General features: G+C 64.5%; 13 protein-coding genes and 1 pseudogene. 9 read left to right on the plus strand and 5 right to left on the minus strand.

The window, feature by feature from the left end; all coding sequences use genetic code 11:
• Nucleotides 1–119 precede the first annotated feature (119 nt).
• The 3 genes from B4I46_RS04035 to azu all read left to right on the plus strand — a co-directional run bounded on the left by B4I46_RS04035 (nt 120) and on the right by azu (nt 4,235).
• Nucleotides 120–2,591: a circularly permuted type 2 ATP-grasp protein gene (locus tag B4I46_RS04035; protein ID WP_286898730.1), complete on the plus strand. Its 2,472-nt coding sequence runs from the start codon at nt 120–122 to the stop codon at nt 2,589–2,591.
• Nucleotides 2,591–3,493 carry a transglutaminase family protein gene (locus tag B4I46_RS04040; protein ID WP_043863518.1) on the plus strand — a complete coding sequence of 301 codons (903 nt, stop codon included), beginning with the start codon at nt 2,591–2,593 and terminating at the stop codon, nt 3,491–3,493. The genes B4I46_RS04035 and B4I46_RS04040 overlap by 1 nt, the downstream gene beginning before the upstream one ends.
• Nucleotides 3,494–3,788: 295 nt before the next feature.
• Complete coding sequence (azu, locus tag B4I46_RS04045) at nt 3,789–4,235, plus strand: azurin (RefSeq protein ID WP_043863517.1); 447 nt, start codon at nt 3,789–3,791, stop codon at nt 4,233–4,235.
• Between the two features lie 101 nt (nt 4,236–4,336).
• Here the strand turns inward: azu and nadE are convergent, their stop codons facing one another.
• Nucleotides 4,337–5,164, minus strand: a complete 828-nt coding sequence (nadE, locus tag B4I46_RS04050) for an ammonia-dependent NAD(+) synthetase (protein ID WP_043863516.1) — start codon at nt 5,162–5,164, stop codon at nt 4,337–4,339.
• A 3-nt stretch (nt 5,165–5,167) separates the two neighbouring features.
• Complete coding sequence (pncB, locus tag B4I46_RS04055; RefSeq protein WP_043863515.1) at nt 5,168–6,370, minus strand: nicotinate phosphoribosyltransferase; 1,203 nt, start codon at nt 6,368–6,370, stop codon at nt 5,168–5,170.
• Nucleotides 6,371–6,828: 458 nt separating this feature from the next.
• Here pncB and B4I46_RS04060 point away from each other — a divergent pair, with 458 nt between their 5' ends.
• The 6 genes from B4I46_RS04060 (at nt 6,829) to B4I46_RS04085 (ending at nt 13,481) form a co-directional block, all read left to right on the plus strand.
• Nucleotides 6,829–7,965, plus strand: coding sequence for a branched-chain amino acid ABC transporter substrate-binding protein (locus B4I46_RS04060; RefSeq protein ID WP_043863514.1), 1,137 nt, complete (start codon nt 6,829–6,831; stop codon nt 7,963–7,965).
• 162 nt (nt 7,966–8,127) lie between these two features.
• Nucleotides 8,128–9,042 (plus strand): ABC transporter permease subunit, encoded by a 915-nt coding sequence (locus tag B4I46_RS04065; RefSeq protein WP_043863513.1) that lies wholly within the window; start codon nt 8,128–8,130, stop codon nt 9,040–9,042.
• Nucleotides 9,043–9,044: 2 nt separating this feature from the next.
• Complete coding sequence (gene livM, locus B4I46_RS04070; RefSeq protein WP_043863512.1) at nt 9,045–10,328, plus strand: high-affinity branched-chain amino acid ABC transporter permease LivM; 1,284 nt, start codon at nt 9,045–9,047, stop codon at nt 10,326–10,328.
• Nucleotides 10,325–11,200: an ATP-binding cassette domain-containing protein gene (locus B4I46_RS04075; protein WP_054916169.1), complete on the plus strand. Its 876-nt coding sequence runs from the start codon at nt 10,325–10,327 to the stop codon at nt 11,198–11,200. The genes livM and B4I46_RS04075 overlap by 4 nt, the downstream gene beginning before the upstream one ends.
• On the plus strand, nt 11,197–11,913 hold the full coding sequence (locus B4I46_RS04080) for an ABC transporter ATP-binding protein (RefSeq protein ID WP_043863511.1): 717 nt from the start codon (nt 11,197–11,199) through the stop codon (nt 11,911–11,913). The genes B4I46_RS04075 and B4I46_RS04080 overlap by 4 nt, the downstream gene beginning before the upstream one ends.
• 803 nt (nt 11,914–12,716) lie before the next feature.
• Complete coding sequence (locus B4I46_RS04085) at nt 12,717–13,481, plus strand: SDR family oxidoreductase (RefSeq protein ID WP_043863510.1); 765 nt, start codon at nt 12,717–12,719, stop codon at nt 13,479–13,481.
• Nucleotides 13,482–13,547: 66 nt separating this feature from the next.
• Here the strand turns inward: B4I46_RS04085 and B4I46_RS04090 are convergent, their stop codons facing one another.
• The 3 genes and pseudogenes from B4I46_RS04090 to B4I46_RS04100 all read right to left on the minus strand — a co-directional run.
• The gene (locus B4I46_RS04090) at nt 13,548–14,657 is read right to left on the minus strand and encodes an AGE family epimerase/isomerase (RefSeq protein ID WP_286898735.1); all 1,110 of its coding nucleotides are present in this window, start codon (nt 14,655–14,657) and stop codon (nt 13,548–13,550) included.
• Between the two features lie 90 nt (nt 14,658–14,747).
• The gene (locus tag B4I46_RS04095) at nt 14,748–15,380 is read right to left on the minus strand and encodes a TetR family transcriptional regulator (protein ID WP_058541583.1); all 633 of its coding nucleotides are present in this window, start codon (nt 15,378–15,380) and stop codon (nt 14,748–14,750) included.
• A gap of 112 nt (nt 15,381–15,492) precedes the next feature.
• Nucleotides 15,493–15,768, minus strand: a pseudogene (locus tag B4I46_RS04100) (phage infection protein); the annotation flags it as partial.
• Nucleotides 15,769–15,806: the final 38 nt, after the last annotated feature.

Genomic DNA, 15,806 nt, shown 5'->3' on the forward strand with positions numbered 1-15,806 from the left:
CACTGACTATCCTGTGGGAGCGGGCGTGACCCGCGATGAGGTCCGCAAGGCCACATCCATCCTTCTCCCCATCCCCGCCACACGCTACCCTGCATCACCTGCCGTCACCGAGCACGCCCATGGCTGACCCGCTGGCCTCACCAAGCCCTGCCTCCTACCACGAGATGTTCGCGGCGGATGGCAGCGTGCGCCCGCATTGGCAGCGCCTGCACCAGCACCTGCAACGCAGCGGCCCCACCCAGCTGGCCCAGCGCCAGGCCCAACTGGCGCGCCATCTGCAGGAAAACGGCGTCACCTACAACATCTACGCCGACCCCGACGGCACCGATCGCCCGTGGGAGCTGGACCTGCTGCCGCAGCTGATCCCCGCACAGGAGTGGCAGGCGCTGGCGGCGGGCATCGCCCAGCGCGCGCACCTGCTCAACGCGGTACTGGCCGACATCTATGGCCCGCAGCGCCTGATCGGCGAAGGCCTGCTGCCGGCCGAGCTGGTGTTCGGCCACAACAATTTTCTCTGGCCGTGCCAGGGCATCACGCCGCCCGGCTCGACCTTCCTGCATGTGTACGCTGCCGACCTTGCCCGCGGCCCCGATGGGCGCTGGTGGATCACCGCCGACCGCACCCAGGCGCCCTCCGGGGCCGGCTTCGCGCTGGAGAACCGCACGCTGGTCACGCGCACCCTGCCGGACCTGTACCGCGACCTGCACGTGCAGCACCTGGCCGGCTTCTTTCGCAACCTGCAACAGAGCCTGCTGCGCCTGGCACCCAGCGGTCAGGAACCGCCACTGGTGGTGCTGCTGACCCCGGGGCGCTTCAACGAAAGCTATTTCGAGCACCTGTTCCTCGCCCGCCAGCTGGGTTACCCGCTGGTCGAAGGCAGCGACCTGACCGTGCGCGATGCCACGGTTTACCTCAAGACCCTGGGCGGGCTGCGCCGGGTGCACGCGATCATGCGCCGCCTGGACGACGATTTCTGCGACCCGCTGGAACTGCGTACCGACTCGGCCCTCGGCGTGCCCGGCCTGCTCGACGCGGTACGCCAGGGCCGCGTGCTGGTGGCCAATGCGCTGGGCAGCGGGGTGCTCGAATCTCCCGGCCTGCTCGGCTTTCTGCCGGCCATCAACCAGCACCTGTTCGGCGAGGCCCTGAGCCTGCCGTCGATCGCCACCTGGTGGTGCGGCGAGCCGCCTGCGCTGGAGCAGGCCCTGGCCAGGCTGCCGGAACTGCTGATCAAGCCGGCGTTCCCCTCGCAGAGTTTCGCTGCGCTGTTCGGGCGCGACCTGGACGAGGCGGCGCGCGATGCCTTGGCCGGGCGCATCCGTGCACGCCCGTATGCCTACGTGGGACAGGAACTGGCGCAGTTGTCCCAGGCGCCGGTATGGCAGGGCACGCTGCAGGCGCGGCCGATCGGCATGCGGGTATATGCGGTGGCCACCGCCGATGGCTACCGGGTGCTGCCCGGCGGCTTGACCCGGGTGGCCGCCCTGGCCGATGCCGAGGTGGTGTCGATGCAGCGCGGCGGGGCCAGCAAGGACACCTGGGTACTCGGCGAGGCGGCCCCGGTCGGCGAACAGTGGCAGGCCAGCCGCACCCTTGGCGTGGCCGATCTGATCCGCCAGGACCCGTACCTGCCGTCGCGGGTCGTGGAAAACCTGTTCTGGTTCGGCCGCTATTGCGAGCGCTGCGACACCAGCGCGCGCCTGCTGCGCATCCTGCTCAGCCGCTACCTGGATGGCGAACATCCATCCACCTGGCAGGCGGCGGTGGCCCTGGCCGAAGAGCTTGAGCTGCTGCCCCCCGAGGGCACTCTGGCCGAGCGCCTGCGCGCCGCCTTGCTCGATGCCGACTGGGCGTTCAGCCTGCGCGCCAACCTGCAGCGCCTGCAGTGGACCGCCGCCCAGGTGCGCGGCAAGCTCTCGCGGGAGAACTGGCAGGCGCTGGTGGAGTTGCAGCACGAAGCCCAGGCGCTGGGTGGGCAGACGGCGGACTTCGGCGAGCTGCTGGATTTTCTCAACCGCCTGGTGATGTCGCTGGCGGCGCTGTCCGGCTTTGCCCTGGACGACATGACCCGCGATGAAGGCTGGCGCTTTCTGATGATCGGGCGGCGCATCGAGCGCCTGCAGGGCTTGAGCCTGAGCCTGGCCAGTTTTCTGCGCGGCCCCGGCGCCTTCGACCAGGCGGGCCTGGAATGGCTGCTTGAACTGGGCAACAGCAGCATCACCTACCGCTCGCGCTACCTGGCGGTGGCGCAGTTGATCCCGGTGCTGGACCTGCTCCTGCTCGACCAGCAGAACCCCCATGCGGTGCTGTTCCAGCTCAAGCTGCTGGTGCGTGCCCTGGAGCGATCCAGCGATGAGTTCGGCAGCCCGCCAGACCCGACCCTGGCCCTGCTGGCCGAGCGCCTGTACCACTTCGACCTGGGCAGCCTGGAGCACGCGCTGTTCGGCAAGGCCAGCGTACGCGCGGTGCTCGATGGCCTGGCCGAGTTGCTGGGCGAGATCGCCAAGGCCAGCCTGCAGGCCTCCGAGCGACTGGCGCTGCGCCACTTCGTGCATGTCGATGACATCAGCCAGCAGACGGTGTCGGCCTGATGAGCGCGCGCTACCAGGTACTGCACGACACCCATTACCGCTATGACAGCCCGGTGTCCCTGGCCCAGCAACTGGTGCATCTGTGGCCACGGGCCTGTGCCTGGCAGCAGTGCGAAGACCGGCAATTGCAGGTCGACCCGCTGCCGACCCGGCGGCGCGACGAGCTCGACGGCTTCGGCAACCCGCTGACCCGGCTGGCGCTGGAGCGCCAGCATGATCAACTGCGCGTGGTGACGCGGGTGCAGGTGAACGTGCTGTCGCGCGCCGCGCCGGTGCTGGCTGCCTCGCCGCCGTGGGAACAGGTGTGCCAGGCGCTGGCGTATTCGGGGCAGGCGCTGCCTGCGGCCACGCTGGAGGCGTGCCGCTTTCGTTTCGAATCGCCGTATGTGCGGCTGAAGCAGCGTTTCGTCGTGTTTGCCGAGCCGTGTTTCGCCCCGGGCCAGCCGTTGCTGCTGTGTGTGCAGGCCCTGATGCAGCAGATTTTCAGCCAGTTCACCTTCGATGCCGGTGCCACCCAGGTGGCCACCCCGCTGGTGGAGGTGCTGCAGCGTCGCCGCGGCGTGTGCCAGGACTTCGCCCACCTGATGCTCGCGTGCCTGCGCTCGCGCGGGCTGGCGGCGCGCTATGTCAGCGGCTACCTGCTGACGCGCCCGCCGCCCGGGCAGGCCCGGCTGATCGGGGCCGATGCCTCGCATGCATGGGTGTCGGTGTATTGCCCGGTCAACGGCTGGGTGGATTTCGACCCCACCAACAACCTGCTGCCGGCGCTGGAGCACATCACCCTTGCCTGGGGCCGGGATTTTTCCGATGTGTCACCGCTGCGTGGGGTGATTCTGGGCGGGGGCAGCCATGACCCGCAGGTGCAGGTGACGGTGTTGCCGCTGGATGAAGGCCCGGCGTGACGGCCCATCACTCCGGCCGCGCGAATTCGACGTTGCTGCCAGTGGCACCGCAGGCATAGGCAGCCAGCAGGCTGCGCATCAGACTACCAAGGGACATGTCCTGTACTCCTAATTGAGAGGTTGTCTCATCGTCCCTGAATGGCGCATGATGGTCCCGCGGATTTTGTGTATACAATCCATAGCGAAAATTTACTACCAGCGCGCCTAACCTGCCCCTTGACTCATATCAGGCCGGTGGGGGACGCTCTGGAGCAGTATAGAAACGGATAAAAAACCCCTGCCAAGGAGATTCACGATGTTTGCCAAAGCTGTTGCGGTATCCCTGCTGACCCTCGCCAGTGCCCAGGTCTTCGCTGCCGATTGCAAGGTCACGGTCGATTCCACCGACCAGATGTCCTTCAACACCAAGGCCATTGAGATCGACAAGAGCTGCAAGACTTTCACCGTCGAATTGACCCACTCGGGCAACCTGCCGAAGAACGTCATGGGCCACAACCTGGTGATCAGCAAAGAAGCTGACATGCAGCCAATCGCCACCGACGGCCTGAGCGCCGGTATCGACAAGGATTACCTGAAGGAAGGTGATGACCGCGTGATCGCCCACACCAAGGTGATCGGTGCTGGTGAGAAGGACTCGGTGACCTTCGATGTTTCCAAGCTCAAGGCTGACGAGAAGTACGGCTTCTTCTGCTCGTTCCCTGGCCACATCTCGATGATGAAAGGCACTGTTACCCTGAAGTAACGCGGCGTTGCCAATCGCGGGTCAAGCCCGCTCCCACAGGTACAACACTGGTCTTGAAGGCAGTGATGTACCTGTGGGAGCGGGCTTGACCCGCGATGCTTTTACGGGGCGAATGGCATCTCGCGCTTGTGATGCGTCTTCTCGTACGTGCGCCTGATGATCTCGAACGCTTCCTCGCTCACTGCCTCGCCGTGCAGAAACGCATCGATCTGCGCATAGGTCACCCCATGCGATGCCTCGTCCGGCTTGCCCGGCGCCAGGTCTTCCAGGTCGGCGGTCGGCACCTTCTCCACCAGTGATTCCGGCGCGCCAAAGCTGCGTGCGATGTCGCGCACCTGATGTTTCACCAGCCCGCTCAACGGCGCCAGGTCGCAGGCCCCGTCACCGAACTTGGTAAAGAACCCCATCACCGCCTCGGCCGCGTGATCCGTGCCGATCACCAGCCCGCCACGTGCCCCGGCAATGGTGTACTGCGCCACCATGCGCATGCGCGCCTTGGTGTTGCCCACCACGAAATCCACCAGCGCCGGCTTGCCGTCCCTGAGCGCCTCGACCTCGGCCGCCAGCGCCTGCACCGCCGGCGCGATGTTCACCGTATGGCATTCGTCAGGCTGGATGAAATCGATGCACGCCTGGGCGTCATGCTCGTCATGCTGCACCTGGTACGGCAGGCGTACGGCGATGAAGCGGTAATGCACATCGCCCGTCTGTTCGCGCAGCTCGTTGATCGCGCGCTGGGCGAGCAGGGCGCCGGTCAGCGAGTCGACACCACCGCTGATGCCCAGCACCAGGGTCTTGAGCCCGGCGTTCTTCAGGCATTGCTGGATGAAGGCCACGCGCCGGGCCTTCTCGGCCTCGAGCGCGGCCGCGTCGGCGAACGGCGGCTGAACCTTGAGCTGCTGCGCAATCTCTCGCTGGACGGCTTGCATGGGTTACTCCTTGGGCACTTTGAATACGTGGCGCAGGTAGGCGACGAAGTTGGCGTCGCGGCATTGGGTCTTGGCCGCTTCATCGGAAATCTTCGCCACCGGCTGGCCGTTGCAGTCGGTCATTTTAAGTACGATGCTCATCGGCGCCACCCCGGGAATGTCACAGGTGAGGTTGGTGCCGATGCCGAAGCTGACATTGATGCGCCCGCGCAAGGCGCGGAATATCTCCAGGGTCTTGGTCAGGTTCAGCCCGTCCGAGAACACCAGCGTCTTGGTCATCGGGTCGATCCCCAGCTTGCGGTAATGCGCGATGGCCTTCTCTGCCCATTGCACCGGATCGCCGGAGTCATGGCGCAGGCCGTCGAAGAGCTTGGCGAAGTACAGGTCGAAGTCGCCGAGGAATGCATCCATGGTGATGCAGTCGGTCAGTGCTATTCCCAACAGCCCGCGGTACTCGCGCACCCAGCAGTCCAGGGCGGCGATCTGGCTGTCGATCAGCCGCGGGCCGAGCTGCTGGTGGGCCATGATCCACTCGTGGGCCATGGTGCCCAGCGGTTTGATATCCAGTTTGCGTGCCAGGTGCACGTTGCTGGTGCCCACGAAGCGCGCCGGGAACTCCGCCGTCAGCACCTTCACCACCTGTTCCTGGACCTTGTAGGAGAAGCGTCGGCGGGTGCCGAAGTCGGCCACCTGCAGTTCGGCCAGCTCCTCGCTGCTGGCGTTGGCGCGCAGCCAGTCGAACTTGCGGTACAGCTGGTCGCGTGCATCCACCAGCTTGATCTGTGGATAACGGTGCTGGTTGCGCACCTCGCTGATGATCGCCAGCAGCGGCACCTCGAACAGGATCACGTGCAGCCACGGACCGTGCAGGCGCAATACCAGTTCATCGTGCTCGATGGCCAGGTGCAGGTAGCGCAGGTTGAAGCGAAACAGCCCCAGAAAGCGCAGGAAGTCCGGCTTCATGAAGCTGATCTGCTCCAGGAAGCCCAACTGCTCGGCACTGATGCTCAGCTCGCTGAGGCGCTCGATCTGTGCGCGGATCTGCGCCAGATAGGGGCGCAGGTCTTCGCCGTTGCGGCAGCGGAACTCCCACTCCACATCCACGTTGGGGTAGTTGTGCAGCACCGCCTGCATCATCGTCAGCTTGTAGAAATCGGTATCGAGCAGGCTCTGCACGATGCGGTTGGCGAAGGCACTTTCGCTCATAAAGGACTCCAGGTCGGGCGTGCGCCCATCCGGGGCCGCCAATGCAGCCCATTGTGCCAGTCTTTTTGCCGCTGAGGCCGGCGCCGACGGGGTAATTCGGTAGCAGGCTATGGGTAGCGGCGGTTTTCGCATTGGCCAGCTAGCCTCTTATGGTGCCCGCTGTAGCAGATGCGCACCAAGGATGTGCAGTTCGGTTACGTATCTTGTTACAGGCTGGTTGCACGTAAACACAGGTCAGGGTTGCAATGATGGCACTCAAGGGTTGCGCTTCAAGCGGTTCGTGGGTGGCGCCAGGTGCAGGGCAGGAGGTTGCACGGCCCGTGGAAAAGGCGCGAAAGCGGCGCCTGCCGAACCTGATCGCGAGTTTTTACAGAATAAAAATCCAATGGCACGGCCCTTGCTCATCGCAATTGCTGAACGTTGTAGTGCCAACCAAAAAAACTCAGGAGCACCACCTCATGTCGCAGACGTTTTACAAGAAAGGCTTTCTGGCCCTCGCCGTTGCCACGGCGATGGGCGTGTCTTCGTATGTACAGGCCGACGTCAAGATCGGTGTAGCGGGCCCGATGACCGGTGCCAACGCGGCGTTTGGCGAGCAATACATGAAAGGTGCGCAGGCGGCCACCGACAAGATCAATGCCGCGGGCGGCATCAACGGCGAGAAGATCGTGCTGGTCAAGGGCGACGATGCCTGCGAGCCCAAGCAGGCGGTGGCCGTGGCCAACCGCCTGGTCGACCAGGACAAGGTCATCGGCGTGGTCGGGCACTTCTGCTCGTCCAACACCATCCCGGCGTCGGAGGTGTACGACGAGGCCGGGGTCATCGCCATCACCCCCGGCTCGACCAACCCGCAGGTCACCGAACGTGGCCTGAGCGCCATGTTCCGCATGTGCGGGCGCGACGATCAGCAGGGCATCGTGGCCGGCGACTACATCGTCGATGTGCTCAAGGGCAAGAAGGTTGCCGTGCTGCACGACAAGGACACCTATGGCCAGGGCCTGGCCGACGCCACCAAGGCGCAGTTGACCAAGCGCGGCGTCACCCCGGTGCTGTACGAGGGCCTGACCCGTGGCGAGAAGGACTTCAGCGCCGTGGTCACCAAGATCCGCTCCACCGGTGCCGACGTGGTCTACTTCGGCGGCCTGCACCCCGAAGCCGGCCCGCTGGTACGCCAGTTGCGCGAGCAGGGGCTCAAGGACGTCAAGTTCATGTCCGACGACGGCATCGTCACCGACGAACTGGTGTCGACCGCCGGCGGCAAGCAGTACGTCGATGGCGTGTACATGACCTTTGGCGCCGACCCGCGCCTGCTGCCCGACAGCAAGGCGGTGGTGGACGAGTTCCGCAAGGCCGGTACCGAGCCCGAAGGCTACACCCTGTACGCCTACGCCTCGATCCAGGCCCTGGCCGCCGCGTTCAACGGTTCCAAGTCGAACAAGGGTGAAGACGCTGCCAAGTGGCTCAAGGCCAACCCGGTGCAGACCGTGATGGGCGAGAAGAAGTGGGACGCCAAGGGTGACCTGACCGTGTCCGACTACGTGGTCTACCAGTGGGACAAGGACGGCAAGTATCACCAACTGGAAAAACAAAAATAACAACGGCCGGCACCCCGGGCACTCGCTGCCCGGGGCGCGCCCCGGTTTTTGCCGTACCTGTCTTTTCTCGTAGATCTGCACAACCCGGCGCCGCTTGTACCGCCTCAACGGCGGTGCAACGTGGTCGGCGCTTGTGCAATCTCAAATACGTGAGATTGCGTTATGGATGGTATTTTCCTGCAGCAACTGATCAATGGTCTGACCCTGGGGTCGGTCTATGGTCTGATCGCCATCGGCTACACAATGGTCTATGGCATCATCGGCATGATCAACTTCGCGCACGGCGAGGTGTACATGATTTCCGCCTACCTGGCGGCTATCAGCCTGGCATTGCTGGCGTATTTCGGTATCGAGTCCTTTCCCCTGCTGATGCTCGGGACGCTGATCTTCACGGTGGTGGTCACCGGCGTGTATGGCTGGACCATCGAACGCATCGCCTACAAACCCCTGCGCAACTCCACCCGGCTGGCGCCGCTGATCAGTGCCATCGGCATTTCGCTGATCCTGCAGAACTACGCGCAGATCAGCCAGGGCGCCCGCCAACAGGGCGTGCCGACCCTGCTCGAAGGCGCCTGGCGCCTTGAAGTGGGCACCGGCTTCGTGCAACTGACCTACACCAAGATCTTCATCCTGGTGGCAGCCTTCGTCGGCATGGCCGCGCTCACCTACATCATCAAGTTCACCAAGCTGGGGCGCATGTGCCGGGCCACCCAGCAGGACCGCAAGATGGCCTCGATCCTGGGCATCAACACCGACCGGGTGATCTCCTACGTGTTCGTCATCGGTGCGGTGATGGCCGCGCTGGCCGGCGTGCTGATCACCATGAACTACGGCACCTTCGACTTCTATGCCGGCTTCATCATCGGCATCAAGGCCTTCACCGCGGCGGTGCTGGGCGGTATCGGCTCGCTGCCGGGCGCGATGCTCGGGGGCATCATCCTGGGGATTTCCGAGTCGCTGTTCTCCGGGCTGATCAACTCCGACTACAAGGACGTGTTCAGCTTCTCGCTGCTGGTACTGATCCTGATCTTCCGTCCCCAAGGCCTGCTGGGTCGCCCACTCGTGGCCAAGGTGTAAGTATGTCTGCTGCCAAAAACGCTTCCATCGATATCAAGCGCAGCCTGGTCGATATGGTTCTCGCCGGGCTGATTTCCCTGATCGTGTTCGGCCCCATCGTCGGCGTGGTGCTCGACGGCTACAGCTTCAACATGCAGCCCGCGCGTGTCGCCTGGCTGGTGGCGGGGGTGATGCTGGGACGCTTCGTGCTCAGCCTGTTCCTGCAGACCAGCAAGGGCCAGGCCATCCTGCAGGGCTTCGAGAGCAGTGGCTCGGGTGTGCATGTGCTGGCGCCGGACTACAAGTCGCGCCTGCGCTGGATCATCCCGGCACTGATCGTGATTGCCATCGTGTTCCCGTTCTTCGCCAACAAGTACCTGCTTACCGTGGTCATCCTCGGGCTGATCTACGTGCTGCTGGGCCTGGGGCTGAACATCGTGGTGGGCCTGGCCGGGCTGCTCGACCTGGGCTACGTGGCGTTCTACGCCATCGGTGCCTATGGCCTGGCGCTGGGCTACCAGTACCTGGGGCTGGGCTTCTGGACGGTGCTGCCGCTGGCGGCGATCGCCGCGGCACTGGCCGGCTGCATACTGGGCTTTCCGGTGCTGAGGATGCACGGGGACTACCTGGCCATCGTGACCCTGGGCTTTGGCGAGATCATCCGCCTGGTGCTCAACAACTGGCTGTCCTTCACCGGCGGGCCCAACGGCATGCCGGTACCGTCGCCGACCTTCATGGGCCTGGAATTCGGGCGCCGGGCCAAGGACGGCGGGGTACCGTTCCACGAGTTCTTCGGCATCGACTACAACCCCAACGTGAAATTCCTGTTCATCTACATCGTGCTGTTCCTGGTGGTGCTGGCGGTGCTGTACATCAAGCACCGGCTCACCCGCATGCCGGTGGGGCGCGCCTGGGAAGCGCTGCGCGAGGACGAGATCGCCTGCCGCTCGATGGGCCTGAACCATGTGCTGGTCAAGCTCTCGGCTTTCACCCTGGGTGCGTCCACCGCAGGCCTGGCCGGGGTGTTCTTCGCCAGCTACCAGGGCTTCGTCAACCCGTCCTCGTTCACCTTCTTCGAGTCGGCGCTGATCCTGGCCATCGTGGTGCTCGGCGGCATGGGCTCGACGGTCGGGGTGGTGATCGCCGCCTTCGTGCTCACCGTGGCGCCGGAGCTGCTGCGCAGCTTCTCCGAGTACCGCGTGCTGCTGTTCGGCGTGCTGATGGTGTTGATGATGATCTGGCGACCGCGTGGGCTGATCCGCATCAGCCGCACCGGTGTGGTCCCGCGTAAAGGAGTGGCGCCATGAGCGACGAAGTGATTCTTTCGGTCGACAACCTGATGATGCAGTTCGGCGGCATCAAGGCGCTCAGCGACGTGAGCCTGAAGGTCCGGCGCAATGCCATCTTCGCGCTTATCGGCCCCAACGGCGCGGGCAAGACCACCGTGTTCAACTGCCTTACCGGGTTCTACAAGGCCAGCGGCGGCAAGATCGAGCTGAACCTGCGCGGCACCCGCACCAATGTCATCCAGCTGCTGGGCGAACGCTTCCAGGCGGCCGACTTCGTGTCGCCCAGAAGCTTTGCCAGCCGCCTGTACTACAAGATGTTCGGCGGCACCCACCTGGTCAACCGGGCGGGGCTGGCGCGTACCTTCCAGAACATTCGCCTGTTCAAGGAAATGTCGGTGGTGGAGAACCTGCTGGTGGCCCAGCACATGTGGGTGAACCGCAACCTGCTGGCTGGGGTGCTCAACACCAAGGCCTACCGTCAGGCCGAGAGCGACGCCCTGGACCATGCCTTCTACTGGCTGGAGGTGGTCGACCTGGTGGACTGCGCCAACCGCCTGGCCGGCGAGCTCTCGTATGGCCAGCAGCGCCGCCTGGAAATTGCCCGGGCCATGTGCACGCGCCCGCAGATCATCTGCCTGGACGAACCCGCCGCCGGCCTCAACCCGCAGGAAACCGAAGCGCTCAGCCGCATGATCCGCGTGCTGCGCGACGAGCATGACCTGACGGTGGTACTGATCGAACATGACATGGGCATGGTAATGAGCATTTCCGACCATATCGTGGTGCTGGACCACGGCAACGTGATCGCCGAGGGCGCGCCGCAGGAGATCCGCAACAACCCGACGGTGATCGCGGCCTACCTGGGCGCCGATGAAGAGGAGCTGGCATGAGCGTACCGATCCTCGAACTGAAGGACCTGGACGTGTTCTACGGCCCGATCCAGGCGCTGAAAAAGGTCTCGATGCACATCGACGAAGGCGAGACGGTAAGCCTGATCGGCTCCAACGGCGCGGGCAAGTCCACGCTGCTGATGTCGATCTTCGGCCAGCCGCGCGCGGCGTCGGGGCAGATCCTCTACCGGGGCACCGATATCACCCACAAGTCGTCCCACTACATCGCCTCCAACGGCATTGCGCAGTCGCCGGAGGGGCGCCGGGTGTTCCCGGACATGTCGGTGGAAGAGAACCTGATGATGGGCACCATCCCGATTGGCGACAAGTTCGCCGGCGAGGACATGCAGCGCATGTTCGAGCTGTTTCCGCGGCTCAAGGAACGGCGCAACCAGCGGGCGATGACCATGTCCGGTGGCGAGCAGCAGATGCTGGCGATTGCCCGGGCGCTGATGAGCCGGCCCAAGTTGCTGTTGCTGGATGAACCGTCGCTGGGGCTGGCGCCGATCGTGGTCAAGCAGATCTTCTCGACCTTGCGCGAGCTGGCCAAGACCGGCATGACCATCTTCCTGGTGGAACAGAACGCCAACCATGCGCTCAAGCTGTCGGACCGCGCCTACGTGATGGTCAACGGGCAGATCCGCATGACCGGCACCGGGCAGGAACTGCTGGTCAACGAGGAGGTGCGCAACGCGTATCTGGGTGGGCACTGACGGCGAACATTAAAGAAGACCCCGGCTTGCCGGGGTTTTTTTTGTGCGTATTACGACCCAATCGCGGGTCGAGCCCGCTCCCACAGGGGCAGCGGTGAACCTTGTGGGAGCGGGCTTGACCCGCGATCGGGCCGCAGATCGGCCTTGCGGCAGATTGTGGAAAAGTTATTTGAAGGTGTGCAGGTAACGCGACACAACGTCGCTCCAGGCACTTGTTTTCAAAGGCATTGAAGTTGTCCCCGATTCGTGTGGAACCGACTGTGGGTAACTTGGTAGTACATGGCTGAAGACCATGTAATACAAGGCTTACAGAGGTGTGGTTGTTTTTTGAGCAGCGGTTTTTCTGACGCTGCAGCGGGCATTTGTCAAGGCTTTTATGGCGAGGTAATTGCCCCTCATTTCACCTGTGCAGCCTGTGGATAACTCTGTGGGCAAGCACTGGAAAGACTGGCGCAGGCAGCGAGATCAAAGGCCTCGGGCCATCACTGCAGTTATCCTTTTGCATCTCTGGCTGTCGCGTTGTTCAAGGGGCGGCCGCCAGGTCAAGCGAAATACTTCCCACGCCAGGCCGCAGCCCGCTCAAACCGTGGGCCGCAGCCTGTGCAGTTGCCCCCAGTCTGTGTGGAAGGGCCTGTGGATAACGTGCGTACAGCTCGCGCCGGGCCTTGCGGGGCAAGGCTTTCAGGGTTTTGATCGTTTTTTGTACAGTTGATTTTCGGCTTGCTGCGCAGCGCGGTGGCGGGGCATGCTGCACGCCCTGTCGATCAGTTGCCCGTGGGCACGTTTTCCCGAGGAGATTTTTCATGACTTCCACCGTATTCATCACGGGCGCCACCTCCGGTTTTGGCGAAGCCTGCGCACGTCGCTTCGCCGAGGCGGGCTGGTCGCTGGTGCTGACCGGTCGGCGCCAGGAGCGCCTGGAGGCGCTGTGTGCGGAGCTGTCCAAGCAGACCGAAGTGCATGGCCTGGTACTCGATGTGCGTGACCGCAAGGCCATGGAAGCGGCCATCGAAGGCTTGCCGCCGACCTTTGCCAAGCTGCGCGGGCTGATCAACAACGCCGGCCTGGCCCTGGGTGCCGACCCGGCGCCCAAGTGCGACCTGGACGACTGGGAGACCATGGTCGACACCAACATCAAGGGCCTGATGTACAGCACCCGCCTGCTGCTGCCGCGCCTGATCGCCCACGGGCGTGGCGCGACGATCCTCAACGTCGGGTCGGTGGCGGGCAACTATCCATACCCGGGCAGCCATGTGTATGGCGGTACCAAGGCGTTCGTCGGGCAGTTCTCGCTGAGCCTGCGCTGCGACCTGCAGGGCACGGGCGTGCGGGTCAGCAACATCGAGCCGGGGCTGTGCGAGAGCGAGTTCTCGCTGGTGCGCTTCGGGGGTGACAAGGCGCGCTACGACGCCACCTATGCCGGTGCCGAGCCGATCCAGCCGCAGGACATTGCCGAGACCATCTTCTGGATTCTCAACCAGCCGGCGCACATCAACATCAACAGCCTCGAGCTGATGCCGGTGAGCCAGGCGTGGGCGGGGTTCTCGATCGATCGTTCGAAGGCCTGAGTGCACTTTCGCCGGCAAGGCCGGCTCCTGCAACTCATGTAGGAGCCAGCGTTGCTGGCGAAGGCATCAGAGGGCGCGCTGCAACCCTTCCAGGCAGGTCGCCAGGTGGTACGGCGTGGTCGACGGCATATCGTGCCGGCTCACCGCGCCACTGGCGTCGCGGCATTCATGCCAGCCGCCGTCATGCAGAAAGTTCTGCTGCAATGCCTGCAGTTGCGCCAGCACCTTGCCCGCGCTGTCGGGCCGCAGCGCCAACGCACGCAGGTATTCGGCCTGGGCCCAGATGCGCTGGGTGGCGTCACGCACGCTGCCGTCGACATTGAGCATCGCCAGCACCGCACCGTCCTTTACCCCCTGTTGCTCGGCATAGCCGAATGCGCGGCTCAACGAGCCATGCAGCGCGCCGCCGCGCAGCAGCGGTGAGGATTCGAGCAGATAGAACCACTCGAACTGGTGCCCGGGTTCGAACCAGTTATCCACAGCGCCGCGCGGTTTCTCCAGCATCACCCCATGTGCCGGGTCGATGAAGTGCGCCTGCATGGCCTCGGTGAGGTTCACCAGCGCGTCCTGTACCACCGCGTCGTGACGCACCGACAGGGTGGCGAGGAAGGCTTCGGCCAGGTGCATCAGCGGGTTCTGCAACGGCCCGCTGCCCAGCGTCGACCAGTCTTCGGCCAGGCTCGCCTCGTACAGGCCGTGCTCGGTGGCAAAGCGCTCCAGCACCACTTCAAGGGCTGCATTCAAGGTCGACTCGGCCATTGCTTCGTTCACCTTGCCCCAGTAATGCGCGCAGGCGAACACGATGAAGGCGTGGGTGTAGAGGTCCTTGGTGCGGTCCAGCGGGTTGCCCTGGGCGTCGATGCTGTAGAACCAGCCACCGTGCTCGGCGTCGTGAAAGTGGCGTTGCAGGGTGCGCAGCAGGGCGGCGGCACGTTCCGCGGCGCCAGGCTGCTCGATGCGGCTGCTGAACAGGTACAGCTGGCGCGCGCAGGCCATGGCACGGTAGCGCTGTACCGGCAGGGGCCAGTGCTGCGGGTCGAGGGCTTCGAATGGCAGGGCCATGTCCGCGTTCCAGCCCGGGCCTTGCCACAGCGGCACGATGCGCTGGGCGAAGTGCTGCTGGACGCTGTCGAGCAGGGCAGGGAGTTCAGGCTGGGCGGTACGAAGGTCGGGCATGGAGAGGCGTCGTCGCGGTGGGCGTTTGTGGCGCATGGTAGCAGGAATTGCGGTTCGGCTTGAGCACCCCTTCGCTGGCAAGCCAAGGGCTCAGCGCAGATCGCCGAGCCCTTGCCAGTACTTGGCCCCGACAAAGATGAAGCGCAACTGCTGGGTGATCTTCGCCTGCGCGCTCAACTGCCCCGGTACCGGCTCGGCCGGCGAGTCGATCAGTTCGGGCAGGGTGGCGAACACGGTCTTGACCACCAGGTCGGCCATCACCCCCAGGGCCGCGTCGTCCAGATGCCGCCAGCGCGGCATGCGTTGGAGGTCCGCCGCCAGGTCCGAGCTGATCCCTTCGCGCAGCTTGGCGATGGCCTGGCGCACCGGCTGCGAGCCACCGTACTGCTCGCGGGCCAGGAACAGGAACTGCGCCCGGTTGGCCGCCACCACATCGAGAAAGATGCGCACCGAAGCATCGGTGATGCCGCCCAGTTCGAATTCGTTGTGGCGCACCAGGCGGATGGTCTGGCGGAAGGTTTCGTCCACCTCGTTGACCAGTGCCAGCCCCAGCTGGTCCAGGTCGCAGAAGTGGCGGTAGAAGCCGGTGGGCACGATGCCGGCGGTCTTGGCTACCTCGCGCAGGCTGATGCTGCCGAAGCCTCGGCCGCTCTCCATCAGGTGGCGGGCGGCATCCAGCAGGGCCTGTCGGGTCTGTAGCTTTTGTTCGGCGCGCGGCAGCATGGCGAGTATCGGTTCACAGTCATACAGCCCTGCACTCTAGGGCCTGGGCCGCAAAAAACAAAGCCCGGTCGATGGACCGGGCTGTGGGCGCGGGCACTGGCGCATGGGCTCAGCTCGCGCGGCTGTTGCGTTCGATCAGACGGTCCGAGCCGCCTTCGGCGATGCGAGTGCTGCGTTCGACAAGGCGGTCGGAACCACCTTCGGCAACGCGGTTGCTGCGCTCGATCAGGCGGTCAGAACCGCCTCCGGCCAGGGTCTTGAGGGGCTGTGCAATGACGCTGTCGCTGTCGCGGGCTTCGGCCGAGAGGTTCTGTTCGGTGGCGGGTACGGCGAAGGCGTTGGCAGCCAGCAGGCTGAGGGCAAAACTGAGCAGCAATGGGCGTTTCATGATCTGGCGCTCCTTGGGAGGGCTGGTAAGTGGGTACG

This window comes from Pseudomonas sp. UBA7500 (assembly GCF_002478435.1).
Classification (GTDB): domain Bacteria; phylum Pseudomonadota; class Gammaproteobacteria; order Pseudomonadales; family Pseudomonadaceae; genus Aquipseudomonas; species Aquipseudomonas palmensis.